Annotated in this window: 16 protein-coding genes; 11 read left to right on the forward strand and 5 right to left on the reverse strand. The window is 74.6% G+C overall.

Features of this window, described 5'->3' with window-relative positions; translation table 11 throughout:
* Nucleotides 1–129: 129 nt before the first annotated feature.
* Both ACY0MR_RS31805 and ACY0MR_RS31810 read right to left on the reverse strand, forming a co-directional pair.
* Nucleotides 130–1548 carry a choice-of-anchor A family protein gene (locus tag ACY0MR_RS31805; protein ID WP_473556774.1) on the reverse strand — a complete coding sequence of 473 codons (1419 nt, stop codon included), beginning with the start codon at nucleotides 1546–1548 and terminating at the stop codon, nucleotides 130–132.
* Nucleotides 1549–1611: 63 nt separating this feature from the next.
* Nucleotides 1612–2475 carry a peptidoglycan-binding domain-containing protein gene (locus tag ACY0MR_RS31810; protein WP_473556776.1) on the reverse strand — a complete coding sequence of 288 codons (864 nt, stop codon included), beginning with the start codon at nucleotides 2473–2475 and terminating at the stop codon, nucleotides 1612–1614.
* Nucleotides 2476–3005: 530 nt separating this feature from the next.
* On the opposite strand from ACY0MR_RS31810, the gene ACY0MR_RS31815 reads away from it, so the two are divergent.
* The 5 genes from ACY0MR_RS31815 to ACY0MR_RS31835 are packed head-to-tail and all read left to right on the forward strand — an operon-like array spanning nucleotide 3006 to nucleotide 7322.
* Entirely contained in the window at nucleotides 3006–4502 is a 1497-nt protein-coding gene (locus tag ACY0MR_RS31815; RefSeq protein ID WP_388796631.1) for an ATP-binding protein, read from the forward strand.
* Nucleotide 4503: 1 nt separating this feature from the next.
* Complete coding sequence (locus ACY0MR_RS31820) at nucleotides 4504–4911, forward strand: roadblock/LC7 domain-containing protein (protein ID WP_229312772.1); 408 nt, start codon at nucleotides 4504–4506, stop codon at nucleotides 4909–4911.
* A complete protein-coding gene (locus ACY0MR_RS31825) occupies nucleotides 4908–5264 on the forward strand; it encodes a DUF742 domain-containing protein (protein WP_361858629.1) in 357 nt (118 codons plus the stop codon). Before ACY0MR_RS31820 ends, ACY0MR_RS31825 begins: the two co-directional genes overlap by 4 nt.
* Nucleotides 5245–5868, forward strand: a complete 624-nt coding sequence (locus ACY0MR_RS31830) for a GTP-binding protein (protein WP_361858632.1) — start codon at nucleotides 5245–5247, stop codon at nucleotides 5866–5868. Before ACY0MR_RS31825 ends, ACY0MR_RS31830 begins: the two co-directional genes overlap by 20 nt.
* Complete coding sequence (locus ACY0MR_RS31835) at nucleotides 5865–7322, forward strand: cytochrome P450 (RefSeq protein ID WP_361858635.1); 1458 nt, start codon at nucleotides 5865–5867, stop codon at nucleotides 7320–7322. The genes ACY0MR_RS31830 and ACY0MR_RS31835 overlap by 4 nt, the downstream gene beginning before the upstream one ends.
* 54 nt (nucleotides 7323–7376) lie before the next feature.
* Here ACY0MR_RS31835 and ACY0MR_RS31840 read toward each other — a convergent pair whose 3' ends face one another.
* Nucleotides 7377–8423: a terpene synthase family protein gene (locus ACY0MR_RS31840; protein WP_473556781.1), complete on the reverse strand. Its 1047-nt coding sequence runs from the start codon at nucleotides 8421–8423 to the stop codon at nucleotides 7377–7379.
* Between the two features lie 182 nt (nucleotides 8424–8605).
* Nucleotides 8606–8974, reverse strand: a complete 369-nt coding sequence (locus ACY0MR_RS31845) for a hypothetical protein (RefSeq protein WP_473556783.1) — start codon at nucleotides 8972–8974, stop codon at nucleotides 8606–8608.
* Between the two features lie 12 nt (nucleotides 8975–8986).
* On the opposite strand from ACY0MR_RS31845, the gene ACY0MR_RS31850 reads away from it, so the two are divergent.
* From ACY0MR_RS31850 to ACY0MR_RS31860, 3 genes are all read left to right on the forward strand, one after another.
* On the forward strand, nucleotides 8987–9568 hold the full coding sequence (locus ACY0MR_RS31850; protein ID WP_388796636.1) for a helix-turn-helix domain-containing protein: 582 nt from the start codon (nucleotides 8987–8989) through the stop codon (nucleotides 9566–9568).
* Between the two features lie 322 nt (nucleotides 9569–9890).
* On the forward strand, nucleotides 9891–11057 hold the full coding sequence (locus ACY0MR_RS31855) for an alanine--tRNA ligase-related protein (RefSeq protein ID WP_473556786.1): 1167 nt from the start codon (nucleotides 9891–9893) through the stop codon (nucleotides 11055–11057).
* Between the two features lie 122 nt (nucleotides 11058–11179).
* The gene (locus ACY0MR_RS31860) at nucleotides 11180–11722 is read left to right on the forward strand and encodes a hypothetical protein (RefSeq protein ID WP_392862530.1); all 543 of its coding nucleotides are present in this window, start codon (nucleotides 11180–11182) and stop codon (nucleotides 11720–11722) included.
* A gap of 23 nt (nucleotides 11723–11745) precedes the next feature.
* On the opposite strand, the gene ACY0MR_RS31865 is transcribed toward ACY0MR_RS31860, so the two are convergent.
* Nucleotides 11746–12231, reverse strand: a complete 486-nt coding sequence (locus ACY0MR_RS31865) for a VOC family protein (protein WP_473556788.1) — start codon at nucleotides 12229–12231, stop codon at nucleotides 11746–11748.
* A gap of 580 nt (nucleotides 12232–12811) precedes the next feature.
* Between ACY0MR_RS31865 and ACY0MR_RS31870 the strand changes: the two genes are divergently transcribed.
* The 3 genes from ACY0MR_RS31870 to ACY0MR_RS31880 all read left to right on the forward strand — a co-directional run bounded on the left by ACY0MR_RS31870 (nucleotide 12812) and on the right by ACY0MR_RS31880 (nucleotide 16840).
* Nucleotides 12812–15076, forward strand: coding sequence for a SpoIIE family protein phosphatase (locus tag ACY0MR_RS31870; protein ID WP_473561939.1), 2265 nt, complete (start codon nucleotides 12812–12814; stop codon nucleotides 15074–15076).
* Nucleotides 15077–15140: 64 nt separating this feature from the next.
* Nucleotides 15141–15830 carry a transcriptional regulator gene (locus ACY0MR_RS31875; RefSeq protein WP_404083204.1) on the forward strand — a complete coding sequence of 230 codons (690 nt, stop codon included), beginning with the start codon at nucleotides 15141–15143 and terminating at the stop codon, nucleotides 15828–15830.
* Nucleotides 15831–15958: 128 nt separating this feature from the next.
* Nucleotides 15959–16840 (forward strand): hypothetical protein, encoded by an 882-nt coding sequence (locus ACY0MR_RS31880; RefSeq protein WP_473556792.1) that lies wholly within the window; start codon nucleotides 15959–15961, stop codon nucleotides 16838–16840.
* Nucleotides 16841–17011 lie beyond the last annotated feature (171 nt).

Consider the following 17011-nt stretch of genomic DNA (forward strand, 5'->3'; position numbering starts at 1 on the left):
GTACGGGCACCCCGCAGGACGAGGCCGCCCTCCGGTCGGGACGTGGTCCCGGCCGGAGGGCGGCCTCGTGGCGTGCTCGTGGTGCCGGCCCGTCCGGGGAGGGGCCGTCACCGGGTCACCGGGTCACGGTCAGTGGCGGGCACCCGCCCGGCGGCGGCGGACGACCACGAGGATCGCGGCGCCGGCCGCGCCCAGGGCCGCGGCGGCGACGGCGTACGGCGTGAGCTGGGCGCCGGTGGTCGCGAGGGAGCCGTCGCCGGGTCCGGTGGCGGACGGCGAGGGCGTCGTCCCGGGCGCGGCGGGGGCGGAGCTCGTCCCGGGCGGCGGTGTGGAGCCGCCGGGGGCGGTGGTCTCCGGGGCGCCCGGAGTCTCCTCCGAGGGCGTCGGGGAGGAGGGGGCGGGCGACGAGGTCGTGGGCGTCAGGGAGGACGAGGTCGGCGTCGGGGTCGCCGTCGGGCCCCCGGGGGTGGGCTTGCAGGTGAACGTGGAGGACCCGGTCCACGGGTAGTTGTGGGTCTCGTTGCCCGTGCCGTGGGTGCGCAGGTCCCCGCCGACGTAGACGCGGCCGTTCGTGCTGGCGGTCAGGTCCGCCGAGGCCTCGGGGGCGAGGATCGACCCCATGAAGTTCCCCCCGCCGCGCAGGGTGATCGAGGGGGCCGCCTCGAAGTTGTAGAGGATCCGCGAGGCGGCCTCGCCGAAGTGCGCGGACGAGTAGGCGTCGACGCGGTCGCCGTTGAACCCGACGGACAGCGGGGCGATGCCCACCGCCTGACGCCCGGTCACGTTCACGACCACGGCGGACCGCCCGGGGATCGTGAGGAAGTCGAAGGACGAGGCGCCGTCGAGCTCCTTGGCGGAGATCTCGAACACCTGCGGTCCGTCGGCGGCCGGGCCGCCCCGGAAGGTGACGGTGTCCCCGCTGCGCGCGGTCGTGCCCGTGGGCTTCAGCGCCCCGAGGGCCGCCGACTCGTCCCGCACGGTGCGGGCGAACGCGTCGTACGGGGCGAGGGCCGCTCCGGCGCCCGTGCCCTCCGTACGGCTCCCGCCGTTCGTCTCCAGCCTGCCCTTCTCGTGGAGGGAGCCGCCGACGCGGACGGCGCCGCCGTGGCCGGTGGCGGAGGTGAGGCCGTGACCCACGTCGACCGTCGTCCCGGCGGCTATCGACAGGTCCCCGCCGACGGCCAGCATGACCGAACCGGCCGGCGGCACGATGCCCGAACCCGCCCCGGCACGGCCGACGTTGAAGACGCCGCCGGACGCCTTCGCGAAGGTGGCGTCGCCGCCGACGACCAGCAGGCCCTCGGCCTCGGCGGACGCGCCGTCGGCGGTGTAGTCGCCGCCGGCGAAGAGCGACACGTTGGTGTCGGTGAACCGCGGTTCGTGACCGATGCCGGGTTCCTCGCCGGGGGCCGGGCAGGTCCGGTTCCCCGCCGGGGCGGGGGTGGCGGCGGGCGCGGCGAGGGCGGGGCCCGCGGCGGTGGCGCCGAGGACGACGCCGAGTGCCACGGCGGTGCTCAGCCGAAGGCCCGTTCTTCCGGTGGTGCTCATGTGCTGGTCCTTGTCTGGATGGCGCGGGAGGTGGCGCGAGGGGTGCGGTGGTGGTGGGTGGACTCAGTCGGTCTCGGCCCGCAGGGCGGAGCGGGTGAGGGGGCCGTAGACGCCCGGCCGCTCCGGGATGTTCCGGGCGATCTGGAAGCGGCTCAGGGCCTCGCCCACGTACGCGGTGAAGACGCCGTCGGCCGAACCGAGGTAGAGGGAGAGCCGCTGGAGCCGCCGCTGGAGGTCGGCGACCTCGGGGCCGGTGCTGCCCACGGCGAGATCGCTCGACCCGGGGTGCGGAGGGCGCGGGGAGTGCCGGGGGCGGTACGAGGGGGACCGCGGCGGGGGAGGCGCGGTCGTGCGGGCGGGGGCCGGTGTGCGCGTGGCCGGGGAGCGGGGCGGAACCGACGGCGATGGGGCGGCCGTGGAGGGCGCCGGGATCGCGGGCGGGGTGATCCGCGCGGAGGTCGCGGGCGTGCCCGCCCCGGACGCGGCGGACGCGGCGGGTGCGTCGGACGAGCGGATCGGGCGGGGGGCGACGGCCGTCGCCAGGTCGGGGAGCGGCAGGGAGAGGGCGGGCGGCGCGTCCGGGCCGGGCTCGGGCTCCGCGGAGAGCCAGACCGTCAGGGCCCCCGCGAGCCCCGCGGAGACCACGCCCGTGACCACCAGCGGCAGCGAGGCCGACCGCCGCGCGGCCGGTGCCGGGCGGTCCGCGCGGGACCGCCGCGGGGCGGAGGAGGGGGCGGCGGCGTGCGCGGTGGCCCGCGGCAGCGTCACGGGGGCGTCGAAGAGTTCGACGTCCTGCCCGCGTACCCCCGCGCCGACGAGGTCCGGCCCGGCGATCATCCCGAAGACGTGGTCGGACGGGTGCTCCGGGTGCGCGGGTTCCCGGGGCGCGGTCGTGACCGCTGTGGTCAGGGCAGCCCTGTGGCGCATCGAGTGCTCCAGATGAGGAGAAGCCGGGTGGGGTGGGGTGAAGTCGTGGAGATCTTGACCATCGTTCAAAGGGGGCGTCAACTGCCGTCCGACCACCGCAAACCGGTCTCTTCGCGACCTTGCTCCTTAAAGGACTTTTAAGGCGTGGCGCACGTCACAGGGGACGGGTCGGGGAGTCGCCCGTTCCCGCGTCCCGGAGGGGGGTGCGCGCAAGGCGGTCGTCTGTTCGGAGGCCGTGAAATCTGATGAATAGGCGCCTCGATGTGATCGGTTCATTGCATTTTCCGAGCAGTGAACGGTCGTTATATGAGTCGAGATTGACCACTGGAGGCAGCCCTTCCAGCACGGGCCCATGGCGAACCCGAACTGACTATGCTCCCCCGTGTGTTGCGCTGCGGTCACAGCGAGTCATGAACGCTGTGGTGTACGCGGACGGAAAAGGGCACTCGCCCGAATGAAGCCCGATTCGTTCCGGTCGGTGCATCGCATCACCTCAGTCCGTTCGTTCCAGACTGATTAGGGACCCCTTGATGGTTCGTGCAGGTTCGTTTTCCAGAGCCCGGCCACCCGCGGTCGATCGCGTTTGGCTCCTTCCCCCCGGAGTTCTGGCCGGAGCCTTTGCCCTGGCGTTTCTCTTCTCCTCTGCGCAGATACGGACACCCGTCGCCTGGTGCGGACTGGCCGCGGTCGCGCTGACGGCCGTCACGTCCGCCCTGACCGCGCGCCGACTGCGGTCGGGAGAGGCGGCGCGCCACGAGCGCGCGATCGTCGACGCGCAGGAGTACTACGCGCAGCGCGAGGCCGCACTCCTCGGCCGGCTGGCCGACCAGCGCGCCACCACCGTCTGGCTCGCCGAGGAACTGCTCCCGGCCGCGGTCGCCCGCATGAAGAAGGGCGACCCCGCCTCCGAGATCCTGCGGTCCGTCGACTTCGGCCAGCACCTCGACGAGGAGTTCACCGAAGCCGTCCGCGGCGCCCTCCAGACGCTCCTGGAGGCCGTGGAGGCCGAGGAGTACACCAGGGACGCCTCGCAGCGCGCCCTCGTCGCCGTCGCCCGCCGCGTCCAGGCGATCGTGCACCAGCTCGCCAAGGACCTGCACGCGATGCAGATCCTCCACGGCACCGACCTCGTGGTCTCCCGCGGTCTCCAGGGCGTCGACCACCGCACCGCCCTGATCGGCCGCCTCGCGGCCAGCATCGCGGTCCTCGGCGACGCCCGCCCCGGCCGGCAGTGGTCGAAGGCGATCCCGCTCTACGACGTCCTGCGCGGAGCCATGTCCCGCATCGTCGACTTCCCGCGGGTCAAGCTCCAGTCGGTGACCGCCGTGGCCGTCGTCGGCCCCGGAGCCGAGCCGCTCATGCACCTGCTGGCCGAACTGCTCGACAACGCCACCACGTTCTCGCCCCCGCACACCCCGGTCGAGGTGTCCGCGAGCGAGGTGCCCTCCGGCATCGCCATCGAGATCGAGGACCGCGGCGTCGGACTCACCGAGGAGGTCCGGCAGCGCGTCGAGCGCATCATGGCCCAGTCGGCGTCGGGCATCCACCTGGCCGGACTCGGCGAGGTGACCCAGCTCGGACTGCCCGTGGTCAGCCGGCTGGCCCGCGAGCACGGCTGCGAGGTCGACCTGCGCACCTCCGCCTACGGAGGCGTCCGGGCCGTGGTCCTGGTCCCGCGCAATCTGATCACCACGGTGCCGCAGTCCGCCGTGCGCTACCCGCAGCCGCCCGCCCGGCGGCGCACGGGAGGCCCGGTCCTGCCCCGGCCGACGCCCCCGGTCGACGTCCCGAAGGAGTCCGCCGAGGTCGGGAAGACCGTCAACGGACTCCCGCAGCGGCGCCGCGACACCCCCGTCCAGACCCCGATCGTCCAGGTGGGCCCCACGCCCCCCGCGCCCTCCGCGTCCCGTCGGCCCACCGGCACGACCCGCCAGCCGGGTCTGATGTGGGAGGCCTTCAACGGCGACAAGCGAGGGGCCGCCGCTCCCTCCCCTTCACTCAGCGAGCCTTCAGATGAGGTCGAGTAACATGCTGCCACTGCCGAACATGGACTGGATGCTCAAGGAGCTCGTGGGCGGCGTCCCGTACGTACGACACGTCGTCGTGTTGTCGGCGGACGGCCTGTGCATCGGGCAGTCGAACACGGAGCCCGACACGGCCGACGCGATCGCCGCCGCCTGCTCCGGCATCCAGAGCCTGGCGAGGGCCATCGCCCAGCGGTTCCCCGAGGGGGACGGCTCGACGCGGATGGTCGGGATCGAGGCCGACGGCGGTTACTTCTCCCTGATGGCGGCCGGGCCCGGCGCCTACCTCGCGGTCCTCGCCGACGACCAGGTCGACGCCGGTCTGCTCGGCGACCGCATGCGGACCCTGGTCGTGCGGATCGGCCAGCACATGACCAGCCCTCCTCGTGAGGACGTCGGGCAGGCGATGTGACATCGGAGAACCAGGACCCCTGGAATGAAACCGATCCCGTTCCGCTCTACGTCATTACCGGGGGCTCGGGCTCCGCGGCCAACACCTTCAACCTGGTCACCCTCATCGCGACGCGCTCCGAGCCCGACGCGGCGATGCAGCCCGAGCAGGCCGCCATCCTCACGATGTGCGCCTATCCGCTGTCGGTGGCCGAGGTCTCGGCCTACCTCAGCCTTCCGTTCAGCGTCGTCACCACGCTGCTCTCCCAACTCGTCGAGGACGAACGGGTCGAGGCCATCGCACCCGTGCCCGTCGCGGCGTTCCCCGAACGCGGCCTGCTGGAGGCGGTGATCCATGGACTACGCAAGCTCTGACGTACGCGATGCCGGCCCACGCGGCACAGACATGCCGCTGCCCCACAGTGCCAGGGGCGTCAAGGTCGTGGTCGTCGGAGGCTTCGGGGTCGGCAAGACGACCATGGTCGGGGCGGTCAGCGAGATCCCGCCCCTGACCACCGAGGAGACCATGACGCAGGCGGGTGTGGGCATCGACCACAACCCCGGCGCCCAGGGCAAGAACACCACCACCGTCGCGATGGACTTCGGACGGATCAGCATCAACGAGGAGCTGATCCTCTACCTGTTCGGGACCCCGGGGCAGGAGCGCTTCTGGTTCCTGTGGAACGGCATCTTCGAGGGCGCGCTCGGCGCCGTCGTGCTCGTCGACACCCGCAGGATCGAGGTCTGCTTCGAGGTCATCACCCGCCTGGAGGACCGCCGCGTCCCCTTCGTCGTCGCCGTCAACACCTTCCCGGAGGCCCCGCACCACCCCGTAGACGACCTGCGCACCGCTCTGGCCCTCAGCGAGTCCGTGCCCATCGTCACCTGTGACGCACGGGACCGGGCGTCCTGCCGCGACGCCCTGCTCTCGCTGATGGTCTACCTGAGTAACCTCGCCGCCGCCCAGGAGACCGTATGACCCTCCCACCCGCCGAACACACCACAGAGACGCCCGGGACGATCCCCCCGCCGGGCTGTCCGGCCCACGTCGCCACGGGACCCGGGGGAGCGACCCGCCTCTACGGCGGCGCCGCCGAGACGGACCCCATGGGCCTGTACGAGGAACTGCGCGCCAAGCACGGCCCGGTGGCGCCCGTGCTGCTCGACGGGGACGTCCGCGCCTGGCTCGTCCTCGGCTACCTGGAGAACCGCGACGTCGCCAGCCGGCCCACCCAGTTCTCCCGCGACCCGCGGGTCTGGCACGGCTGGCGCAGCGGCGAGATCGACCCCGCCACCTCCCCGCTCGTCCCGATGATCGGCTGGCGCCCCGACTGCGTCTGCGCGGACGGCGAGGAGCACCAGCGGCTGCGCGGCGCGGTCACCGCCGGCCTCAGCCAGTTCGACCACCGCGGCATCCGCCGCCACATCACCCGCTTCGCCCACCAGGTCATCGACACGTTCTGCGAGGACGGCGAGGCGGAGCTGGTCGGCCAGTTCACCGAGCACGTCCCGATGCTGACGCTGACCCACCTGCTCGGCATGTCGGACGAGGCGGGACCGCGACTCGTCCACGCCGCACGGGACCTGTTCAAGGCCACCGAGACCTCGCTCGCCAGCAACGCCTACGTGCTGGAGAGCCTCGCGCAGCTCGTCGACGCCAAGCGGGTCCGCCCGGGGCAGGACATCGCGTCCGCCCTGATGGCGCACCCGGCGAACCTCTCGGACGAGGAGGTCCAGCACCACCTGCGTCTCATCCTCCTGGCCGGGTACGAGACGACCGCCAACCTCATGTCCAACGTGCTGCGGATGGTCGTCACCGACCCGCGCTTCCGCGGCTCGCTGGCCGGCGGGCAGATGACCCTGCCGGAGGCGGTGGAGCAGGTCCTCTGGGACGAGCCCCCGCTGATGGTGTGCCCCGGCCGCTGGGCCAACGGCGACACCACCCTCGGAGGGCAGCAGATCAAGGCGGGGGACATGCTCCTGCTCGGTCTCGCCGCGGGCAACGTCGACGAGGCCATCCGGCCCGACCCCTCGACGCCGGTGCACCACAACCGGGCGCACCTGTCGTTCAGCGCCGGCACCCACGAGTGCCCCGGCCAGGACATCGGCCGCATCATCGCCGACACCGGCATCGACATCCTGCTCACCCGGCTGCCGGACATCGCCCTGTCCGTCCCCGAGGAGGACCTCGCCTGGCGTTCCTCCACCTGGGCCCGGCACCTGACGGCCCTGCCGGTGAGCTTCGCCGCCCGCGCGCCGCAGCACTTCGACGTCCCCAGCCCGCTGCCGGCACCGCCGGCGCCGAGCGTGGGGATGCCCGAGGCGCCGCCGTGGCAGACCGCCGCGGCCGGTCCCGGGGCCGGGCCCGAGCACCGGCCCGCGTCCCGCCCCTCGTGGCGGGCGCGGCTCAAGCGCCTGCTCCGCAGGGGGTGAGGACCCCCGTCGAGGGGGCTGCCGGCCCGGTCCGCCGGTGTCCCCCTCGGCGCGTCAGGAGCGCTGCCGCTGCTCCGGGACCGAGAGGTCGGCGGCGGCGTAGCGGGGCGCCCCCGTGTACCAGGCGTGCAGGCCGGAGAGGAAGCCGCACGCCCCCTGGAGCCAGGTCTCCAGTTCCGCCCGCTCCTCGTGGTCGAGCCCCGACCGCCTTACCAGTTGCGGCAGTTCGCTCTGCCGCAGGTGCTCGAAGTCGCGCAGCCGGGTGTTCACCAGGTTGAGCGCGGCAGGTACGGCGTCGTGCAGGGCGATGCCCAGTGACGTCCCGAGGACGACGACCAGGTTGTTGACGTCGTGCTCCTCGTGCACCTCCCGCTCGTACGAGGCGAGGTCGTTGGCCAGTCCCATGTAGTCCATGAACGCGTCCAGCAGGGCCCGCACGGTCCGGCTGTACCGGATCTGCTCCGGGATGCGGGCCCCGGTCGCCAGCTCGACGGAGTACGGGGCGGTGTGCGCGGCGAAGCTCTCGCGCCGGAACGGGGCGTACTCGATCAGATGGGGGACGCGCCCGCCGCGGCTGTTGGCGAGCTCCTCCACCCCCGCGTCGACGTAGCGCACCAGGGCGCGGTTGAACTCGTGCCGCCAGTGCGCGAGTCGGGGCGGGAAGAACTGCCGCTGCAGGTCGGCGATGCCCCGCTCGACCGGGTTCGTCGGCTCGGGCGTCCGGGTGCCGTGGTCCGGCCGCAGGAACTCGTGGAGCCGCGCGGTGAAGGCCACGGCGCCGGGCAGGTCACCGGTCTGCTTGAAGGCGGCGGCGAAGTAGTCGTCCCAGGCCAGTGCCCAGATGTTGAAGCGGTGGTTGAGGCGGAGGTCGGCGAACGAGGCGTCGGGCAGGGCCCAGGCGGTCAACTGGTCGACCGTCATGGCGTGGAACTGCGCGCGGGTCCATATCGGGGGGTGGTCCGACGGCCCCTCCGGGCCGTCCAGCATGCCCATCGCGCGCGCCCAGGTCTCGCTCTCCTCGTGCAGGGCCGACAGATACGGATTCACCCGCAGCGGATAGGGCATCCACAGACGGGGCTGCTCGGGAGCGCGCACGGTCATGGGGACCAACCTCCTTCTTCGTTCGGCCGCGGAGGGACGCGGTGGGCTGTGTGTTCTCCCGCTCGTGGCGACGGCCGCACTGCCGTGACGCCGGACGATGCCCGGCCCACGGCCCTCCAAACCTGCCCGCCAGGCACGATCGTCAACCCCTCAACTGTTCCTGACCAGTATTCAGAACAGCTTCATGCGGAAGGAAACGATCCCTGCGGAGAACGTTCCGTAATTCTGCGCACACTGTCGTCATTCTTCCCAGGCGTTTCCACCCCCGACGACCGGGGACGCCGGGCCAGGACGGAGAGCAGCAGGACGGCCATCACGGCGACGCCCGCCCACATGGCCTGCTGCCGGCCGTCGACGAAGGACTCCCGGGCCGCGCGGAGCACCGCCGGTCCGTGGGAACCGGCTCGGCCGGCCGCCTCGACGGCGTTCGCGACGCCCTCGCGCGCGGTGCCGGCGATCTCCCGCGGCACGCCGTCGAGCCGGGCGTCGAAGGGGGACGGGCTGGTTCGGATGCATGCCCCGACGGTAGGCAGACCTTGCGGAGCGGGCATACGATGATGCCTATGACGCAAGAAGACGGCGAGCTGGACAGCCTGGTGCGCAAGAGGATCCGCGCCCTGCGGGTCGCCCAGGGCTGGTCCCTGGAGGAACTGGCCACCCGCGCGAACCTCAGCCAGTCCTCCCTGAGCCGGATCGAGAACGGCCGGCGACGTCTGGCCCTGGACCAGCTGGTCACCCTCGCCCGGGCCCTGGACACCACGCTCGACCAGCTGGTCGAGACGGCCACCGACGACGTCGTCACCAGCCCGATGATCGACGGGGCCCACGGGCTGATGCGCTGGCCCATCAAGGCGGAGCCCGGCATGACCGTCGTACGCCAGCGGATGACGGAACCCCCGCCGGACAGTCCCGCGCGCCTGCGGGCCCACCCGGGGCGCGAGTGGCTGGTCGTCCTCTCCGGCACCGCCGTCCTGCTGCTCGGCAACCGCCGCTTCCGCGTGGAGACCAACCAGGCCGCGGAGTTCCCCACGATGCTGCCGCACGCCATCGGCGCCGAGGGCGGCCCGTGCGAGATCCTCGGCATCTTCGACCGCGACGCGCGACGCGGCCACCGCGCGGAGAAGGAACCCGGCGGGACCCCGTAGGCGGTGTCCCGTCGGTCGGGCCGGGCTCGCCGGCAGGACGCCCCCTGGCACCCGCCCCGAGGGACCCGCCTCCCGCGACACGAAAACGGGGTGCCCGAGGAGTGGCGGCGCGCTACGGTCGTGCGTATGAACGTCACCGGCCGAAGCCTCACCGCGACCGCGCGAGCGACCAGCTCGCCGGTTGCCGCCGCCTGACCTTCCCCCCTCCCCCCGGCGACCGGAAACGGCCCGCCGGTGGCTCCGCGGCGCTCTCCGCCCGCTTCGACGACCGTGCCGGCCCGTTCTCCGGCGCCTCCCTTGCCGTACGCGAAGGAGTCGTCCCATGAAGACCGAGCACCTCGTCCGCACGTTCGTCGAGTACTTCGAGGAGCGCGGGCACCACCGCATCACCGGATCCACCCTGCTGCCGCCGCCCGGCGACCCGGTCCTCTTCACCACCTCCGGCATGCACCCGCTCACCCCCTACCTGGAGGGACGCCCCCACCCGGGAGGACGGCGGCTCGTCAACGTGCAGCGCTGCCTGCGCACCACGGACCTGGACGAGGTCGGCGACGCCACCCATCTGACCGTCTTCGAGATGCTCGGGACCTGGTCCCTGGGCGACTACGAGGGCCCCCAGAGCCTCGCCTGGGGATACGACCTGCTCACCGAGGGGCTCGGGGTCGACCCCGGCCTCCTCCACGCCACCGTGTACGCCGGGGACGAGCGGACCGGGCAGGACAGCGCCTCGCTGGAACTCTGGCAGAGCCGCGGCGTCCCCGTGGAGCTCACCGTCACCGACAACTGGTGGTCCAACGGGCCGACCGGCCCCTGCGGCCCCGACTCGGAGATCTTCCTGTGGAGCGGGGACAGCCCGCCCCGCTCCACGCCCACCCGGGACGAGCGCTGGGTGGAGGTGTGGAACCACGTGACGATGCGCCACCGGCGCCTCGACGACGGCTCCCTCCGCCCCCTGCCGCAGCGCAACGTCGACACCGGACTCGGCCTGGAACGGCTCGCCTCGCTGCTCCAGGGGAACCGGTCCGTCTTCGACTGCGACGTCTTCGACCCCTGGCGCCGGCTCGTCCCCGGCGTCTGGACCCTGGACGAACCGACCCGGCGGCTCGTCCACGACCATCTGCGCTCGGCCGTCGTGATCGGCGGCGACGGGGTGCGCCCGGGCAGCACCGGACGCGGCTACGTGCTGCGCCGACTGGTCCGCCGGGTGCTCACCGCCCTGTGGCGGGACGATCCGACGCGGAGCGTCGGGGACCTGCCGCCCGGGCTCGTCGAGCACACCCTGGACCACTTCCGCCAGGACACGGACCCGGGCGAGGTGCGCCGGATGCTCCTCGACGAGGAACGCCGGTTCCGGCGGCTCCTGGAGCGCGGCCGGCAGGTGCTCGCCCGGCCGCGGTTCCGCGGCCCGCTGGACGAGGAGGACCTGCACTACCTCCACGACACGCACGGCCTGCCCCGGGAGCTGGTCACCACCCTGCGGGGGGAGTGAGCGGACGACCCCGCGGATCCCGCCGCCCCGCCGGCAGCCCGCCGTGACCGGGTTCACCCGTGACGGTGGACCCGGTCCGTGCCGCCCCCGCGCACCGCGCCGGATCGGGCACGGTGATCCCCATGCACCCCCGCCGCACGACGTTCCTGCTGCTGTCCGTCCTCCTCACCGCCGGTTGCGTCGCCGTTCCCCGTCCGCCGTCGCCCGAGCCCCGGCCCGCGCCCGGCCGTCCCGCGCCGGCCGCGGAGCGGCCCCCGGTCCCCCTTCCCGCCTGGCCGGTTCCCGCGCAGCCCGTACCGCACGAGGAGATCGCCGTCACGGAACCCCTCCCCGGAGATCCGTCCGGCACGCCGCGGGCCCGGCCGGGATCCCGCGAGCAGGCCGGTCCCGCCGCCGGGGCCGCGACGGAACGGCGGACCGCGCCGCCGGCGGCCCGCCGGACCGCGCGGACCGAGCGTGAGGCGGCGCGGCCGTCCGCCGGGAGGCCGCGTGCGTCCGGGCCGAAGGACCGGGCGGCACCCCGCCCGAAGGCGCCCGCCGCCCCGCGCGGGTCGCGGCCGGCGGCCGACGGCGACCCGGCCATGCGCCGACTGTGCCGCCAGGCCCAGGACATCGACGCCCCCATGGGCGCGGCGGAGCTGTGCCGGGGCATGTACGGCCGCTGACCGCGGGCCGTACGACCGGTGGGTCAGGTGCCGTCCGCCCCGGTGTCCAGGGACTCCAGCGCCTCCTCGGCCCGCCTGGCCACCTCCTCGTCCGACACGTCCTCGACGTGGGAGGCGACGTTCCAGCGGTGCCCGAAGGGATCCTCGAACCGGCCGGTGCGGTCGCCGTAGAACTCGTCCCTGACCGCCGACAGCTCCTTCGCGCCGCGGGCCAGGGCCCGGGCGAACACCGCGTCGACGTCCTCCACGTACACATGGAGGGTGATCGGCGTGCCGCCGATCGTCGAGGGGGCGCGGAACCCGATGTCCGGGAACTCGTCGGCCAGCATCAGGACCGAGTTCCCGAGCGCGAGCTCCGCGTGGCCGATCCTGCCGTCGGGGGCCGGCATCCGCATGCGCTCCTCGGCGCCGAGCACGGCCACGTAGAAGTCGATCGCCGCCGCGGCCCCGTCGACGCAGAGGTAGGGAGTGACCCGCGGGTACCCCTCGGGGATGGGTCGTACGGTCACCGTGTCCGCCTCTCCCGTCACGGGCGGCCGCCACCGGCCGCCACCACCGCCCATTGACGGCCAGGCATCCGGTCGGGGCCGTGCGCCGCGCGCGGGCCCGCTCCTGGGATGCCCCGAACAGCGGCAGCCGGACCGGCGGCGGCCCCGGGGGCTGCCTCGGGGTGCGCCGCCGGACGCCCCGGCTCCGTCGCGCGGTCGCCGGGCGGCCGACGTATCGTCCGAATATGCGTGACGGGCGCGTGTGCCGCCGACGACCGCGTACCGGGCCGCCGGGCCCGGTGACGTGGGCCGACCCGCGCGGAGCTCCGGCCGCGGTCCTGCGTCGTGCTCCGGTCGCCGTCCTGTGCCGCGCTCCGGCCGTGGACCCGCGCCGCGCTCCGGCCGTGGACCCGCGCCGCGCTCCGGCCGCCGACCGGCGCCGCGCTCCTGCTCTCGACCCGTGCCACGGTCCCGCCCCGGACCCCCGCCGCGCTCCGGTCGCCGGTCCGCGTCGCGTCGCGCGGGCGAGCGCCGGGGGCGGGTGAGGCCCGTGGGCGGGAGTGCGGGCAGCGGGCCGGAGGACGTCTTCGCCGACGGCCGGATGGCCGCCGTGCTCACCGGCCTCATGCGCGACACCGAGGCCTCGGTGGGGCTGGTCTACCTGCTGGTCCCGGGCGAGCGGATGCTGCGCCTGGTGCTCCTCTCGGGTCTCTCCCGGGAGATCGCCGCCCCCTGGGTGCGGATCCCCGCCGACTCCCCGATCCCGGTCGCCGACGCCATCCGGGAGCGGAGGACGGTGTGGCTGGGCGGCCGCGAGGAGATCGCCCACCGCTATCCGCGGATCGGCATCGTGTTGCCCTACGACTTCATGCTGGCGGCCGCGCCCGTCGCCGACGACACGACCGTGTGGGGCGGTGTCGTCCTGCTCTGGCCGGTGTCGCACCCGCCGCAGCTGGACGCGCGGGAACACGCGACGCTCGACGCCCACTGCCGCCTCGCGGCCCGGCTGCTGCGGCGCGCCGCCGACCAGGATCCCCCGCCGCCCCACCCCGCCGAGCCGCTGGTCGTGCACCCCGAGCGCCCCTCCGAGGCCGATCCCGCGCTCGCGGCGGCCGCCTTCGACCTCGCGGAGCGGCTGCCCGTGGGGTGCTGCGCCCTGGACCTCGACGGCCGCATCACCTTCATCAACACCGCCGCCGCCGAGCTGGTGAACGCCGGCGCGGCCGCTCTCCTCGGGAAACGGCCCTGGGAGACGCTGCTGTGGCTGAACGACCCCGCCTTCGAGGACCGCTACCGCGCGGCCGTCGTGACACGCCGGCCGACGTCCTTCGTCGTGGCGCGCCGACCGGAGCGGCCGCTGCTCTTCGAGCTCTATCCCGACGCGACCGGCATCAGCGTCCTCATCGTCCCCACGGCGGAGGAGGCCGCGCCGCCCGCCGGGCCCCCGCCTCCCGAGAGCGACGCCCCCGGACCCGAGCCCGGCCCCGGACCCCCGTCCGGATCGCCGACGGCGCCCCCGGCCGCGACGGCGCCGGACCCGACACCCGCCCCCGGGCCGCCGGCCTCCGCCGGCGCGCCGCCCCTCCCGGGGGCCGCCGCCCGCCACGCGCCCGGCACCGTCCCGGTGCTCCCGACCCGGCCCGGCGAACCGGTCGGTGCCACCGCCGTGTACCAGCTGATGCATCTCGCGGCCTCCCTGGCGGAGGCGGCCGGCGTGCGCGACGTGGTCGAGCTCGTCGCCGACCAGATCGTGCCCGCGTTCGGTCCGGAGGGCCTCGTCGTGATGACCGCGGGCGAGGGCCGGCTCCGGGTCATCGGGCACCGCGGCTACAGCCGGGCGTTCGTCGACCGCTACGACGGCAAACCGCTCACCGCGCCGGTCGCCGACGCCCAGGTGCTCTCCACCGGCGTCCCGCTCTTCTTCCCCAGCTACGAGGAGCTCCGCCGCGCCCACCCGCACGCCCCGCGCTACGAGGGCCGCCACGCCTGGGCCTTCCTCCCGCTGATCGCCTCCGGCCGTCCCGTGGGCTCGCTGATCCTCTCGTACGCACGGCCGCGCCCCTTCCCCTCCGCGGAGCGCGCGCTGCTCACCTCGCTGGCCGGGCTCATCGCCCAGGCGCTGGACCGGGCCCGGCTGTACGACGCCCACCACTCCATGGCGCGCAGCCTCCAGACCGCGCTGCTGCCGCACAGCCTGGCCCCGCTGCCGGGGATGGACGTCGCCGCCCGCTACCTGCCGGCGGGCCACGGCATGGACATCGGCGGGGACTTCTACGACCTCGTCCGCGCGACCCCCGCCTCGGTGGTGGCCGTCATCGGGGACGTCCAGGGGCACAACACGACCGCCGCCGCGCTCATGGGACAGGTGCGGACCGCCGTCCACGCGCACGCGACGGCCGGGGCGTCGCCCGGCGACATCCTGGCGCGCACCAACCGGCTCCTCGACGATCTGGACGCGGACCGCTTCACCAGCTGCCTGGTCGCCGAGTTCGACCTCGCCCGGCACCGGCTGCGGCTGGCGAGCGCGGGCCATCCGCCGCCGCTGCTCCGCCGGGCCGACGGCGGCGCGGAGGTGCTCTCGGTCCCGCCGGGGCTGCTCCTCGGGATCGCGACCGACGTCACGTACGAGACGGTGGAGTTCCCCTGGGACCCGGGCTCCGTCCTCGCCCTGTACACCGACGGTCTCGTGGAGGCGCCGGGCCTGGACATCGGCACCGCGACGGCGGACCTGGCGGAGCGGCTCGGGGTGTCCTCCGCGCCCGATCTGGACAGCCTCGCCGACGAGTTGACCCTGCACGTCAGGGACGGCGCCCACCGCACCGACGACGTGGCCCTGCTCCTGGTGCGCAGGCCGTCGCCGGGCTGATCCGGCGAGGCCCGTCCCGTCCGGGCAGGTCCCGGCCCGGACCCGGCGACCTATGCTCTGACGTGTGGTGAACCCCAGCGATCTCCAGGACCCCTCGGCCGGCCCCGTCGTCTCCGCCCCCGAGCTGCTCGCGCTGCACGCGGTCCGGCTGAAGGGAGTGGCCGACGACGCGGAGGCGGCGGCGCGCTACGGGCTCGACGCCGAGGTGGTGGGGGAGGCCCTGCTCGACCACGAGGCGAGGGGCTGGGTGACCCGGCGCGCGTTCGCGGGGACGCGGGGCTGGACCCTGACGGACTCCGGGCGGGCCGAGGGAGAGCGCCTGCTCGCCGGGGAGCTGGCGCGGGCGGGGCTCGGCCCCTTCGTCCGGCAGCGCTACGAGACCTTCCTCGCCCACAACGCCCGCTGTCTCCGGGCCTGCACGGACTGGCAGGTGCGGGCGGACGGCACGGGGCGGCTCGCGGTGAACGACCACGGGGACGCGGTCTGGGACGGGCGGGTGCTCGACGAACTCACCGCGCTGGGACGGGTGATCGAGGGGCTGACGGAGGAGCTGGGGGCCCGGATCGACCGCTTCGCCGGGTACGGTCCCCGCTTCACGGGCGCGCTCGCGAGGGTCCGGCGCGGCGAGCTGTCCTGGGTCGACCGGGTCAAGGAGGACTCCTGCCACACGGTGTGGATGGAACTCCACGAGGACCTGCTGGCCACCCTCGGCATCGCCCGGGGCGAGGAGCCGGCGGTCGCCGCCGGGACCTGAGGGGACGCCGGAGCCGCCGTTCCACGGGTGGGGCGACCCGGTGGAGCGGGCCCGTCCGGGATGCGGGAGGATGGGCGCCGGAGGGGATTTGAATGCGTTCAGAAACTGCGGGGTCCGGTCCGGCCGGGATGGGCGACAGATTCGGTGAGGTACTGCTGACCTCGATGGCCGTGCTGTTCGTCGAGGCGGTGGTCGCGGTACCGGCCCTCGTCGTCTGGGGCGACACCCAGGAGGCCCCGGGGCCGACGTACAACCCCCTGGGGATCCTGCTGCTGTTGGTGGTGTTCCCGCTCGGAGCCGGCGTGGGGGCCGCGTTGTCCCTCGGGCTCGTCATGCCGCTCCTGGCCGCTGCCGGGTGGCTCGGGCGGCGGACGTCCGCGGGCGACGTGTGGTGGTGGGTTCCGACACTGGCCGCCGCCGGTGCCGCCGTACCGGTGCTCGTCCTCGCCGTCCTGGCGGAGGCCGGTCCGGTGGCCGCGCTCGTCGGCTGGCTCGCGGCGGTCGCGGCGCTCACCGCCCCGGCTCTCGCCGCCCGCGGGATGCTGCCTCCGCGGCGCCCGCGCCTCTCGGTCCGGGCGATGTTCGGACGGGTGGCGCTGTACGGCACGCTCGCCGTGGTCACGGCCTTCACGCTCGCCGGGATCGCGCTGTACGCCGGCGTCGGATACGAGCCCCCGCGGCTGAGCGCCGCACGCGTGGCCGGCACCTGGTCCGACGGCAGGGGCGGGACGCTCACCCTCGCGGCGGACGGCAGGGCCACGACCACCCGCGTCGAGACCTTCGACCACGCGGCACCGTTCGAGCCGCGGGTGCGCCCGTGCACGGGCGCCGGCACGTGGACCTACGACCCGGGGACCGGGCCGGCATCCCAGCGGGTCACGGTGTCCGTCGACGGCTGCACCATGGACGACTGGCTCGTCTCGGGCGACGCCGAACGACCGAAGCTGTACGTCACCTACGGCGACCCCGACGAGGGCCACGCCTACATCCTGCTGCACGACGGCCGTTGAACGCGCGGTACGGCGGTCACCGAACCCACGGCACGGGGGACCGCCCCCGATGCCCACCCGACCGCCGCGCCGCCCCGGGCCGCGCGTGGGTGCCCCGCACGGACGGCCCGCCCCCGCCGGGGCACAGCCCCCCCCGGCCGGGCGTCCCCCACGGACGGGGGCGCCGCCGAC

It is taken from the genome of Streptomyces sp. JN8, assembly GCF_055808075.1.

What these genes read in the sequence shown, in the direction of transcription:
- ACY0MR_RS31820 (WP_229312772.1), top strand. Translation starts at nt 4,504, where the DNA reads ATGCTGCCACTGCCGAACATGGACTGGATGCTCAAGGAGCTCGTGGGC.
- ACY0MR_RS31840 (WP_473556781.1), bottom strand. Translation starts at nt 8,423, where the DNA reads ATGACCGTGCGCGCTCCCGAGCAGCCCCGTCTGTGGATGCCCTATCCG.
- ACY0MR_RS31870 (WP_473561939.1), top strand. Translation starts at nt 12,812, where the DNA reads ATGGCCGCCGTGCTCACCGGCCTCATGCGCGACACCGAGGCCTCGGTG.
- ACY0MR_RS31835 (WP_361858635.1), top strand. Translation starts at nt 5,865, where the DNA reads ATGACCCTCCCACCCGCCGAACACACCACAGAGACGCCCGGGACGATC.
- ACY0MR_RS31815 (WP_388796631.1), top strand. Translation starts at nt 3,006, where the DNA reads ATGGTTCGTGCAGGTTCGTTTTCCAGAGCCCGGCCACCCGCGGTCGAT.
- ACY0MR_RS31850 (WP_388796636.1), top strand. Translation starts at nt 8,987, where the DNA reads ATGACGCAAGAAGACGGCGAGCTGGACAGCCTGGTGCGCAAGAGGATC.
- ACY0MR_RS31880 (WP_473556792.1), top strand. Translation starts at nt 15,959, where the DNA reads ATGGGCGACAGATTCGGTGAGGTACTGCTGACCTCGATGGCCGTGCTG.
- ACY0MR_RS31810 (WP_473556776.1), bottom strand. Translation starts at nt 2,475, where the DNA reads ATGCGCCACAGGGCTGCCCTGACCACAGCGGTCACGACCGCGCCCCGG.
- ACY0MR_RS31855 (WP_473556786.1), top strand. Translation starts at nt 9,891, where the DNA reads ATGAAGACCGAGCACCTCGTCCGCACGTTCGTCGAGTACTTCGAGGAG.
- ACY0MR_RS31860 (WP_392862530.1), top strand. Translation starts at nt 11,180, where the DNA reads ATGCACCCCCGCCGCACGACGTTCCTGCTGCTGTCCGTCCTCCTCACC.
- ACY0MR_RS31805 (WP_473556774.1), bottom strand. Translation starts at nt 1,548, where the DNA reads ATGAGCACCACCGGAAGAACGGGCCTTCGGCTGAGCACCGCCGTGGCA.
- ACY0MR_RS31830 (WP_361858632.1), top strand. Translation starts at nt 5,245, where the DNA reads ATGGACTACGCAAGCTCTGACGTACGCGATGCCGGCCCACGCGGCACA.
- ACY0MR_RS31845 (WP_473556783.1), bottom strand. Translation starts at nt 8,974, where the DNA reads ATGCCCGCTCCGCAAGGTCTGCCTACCGTCGGGGCATGCATCCGAACC.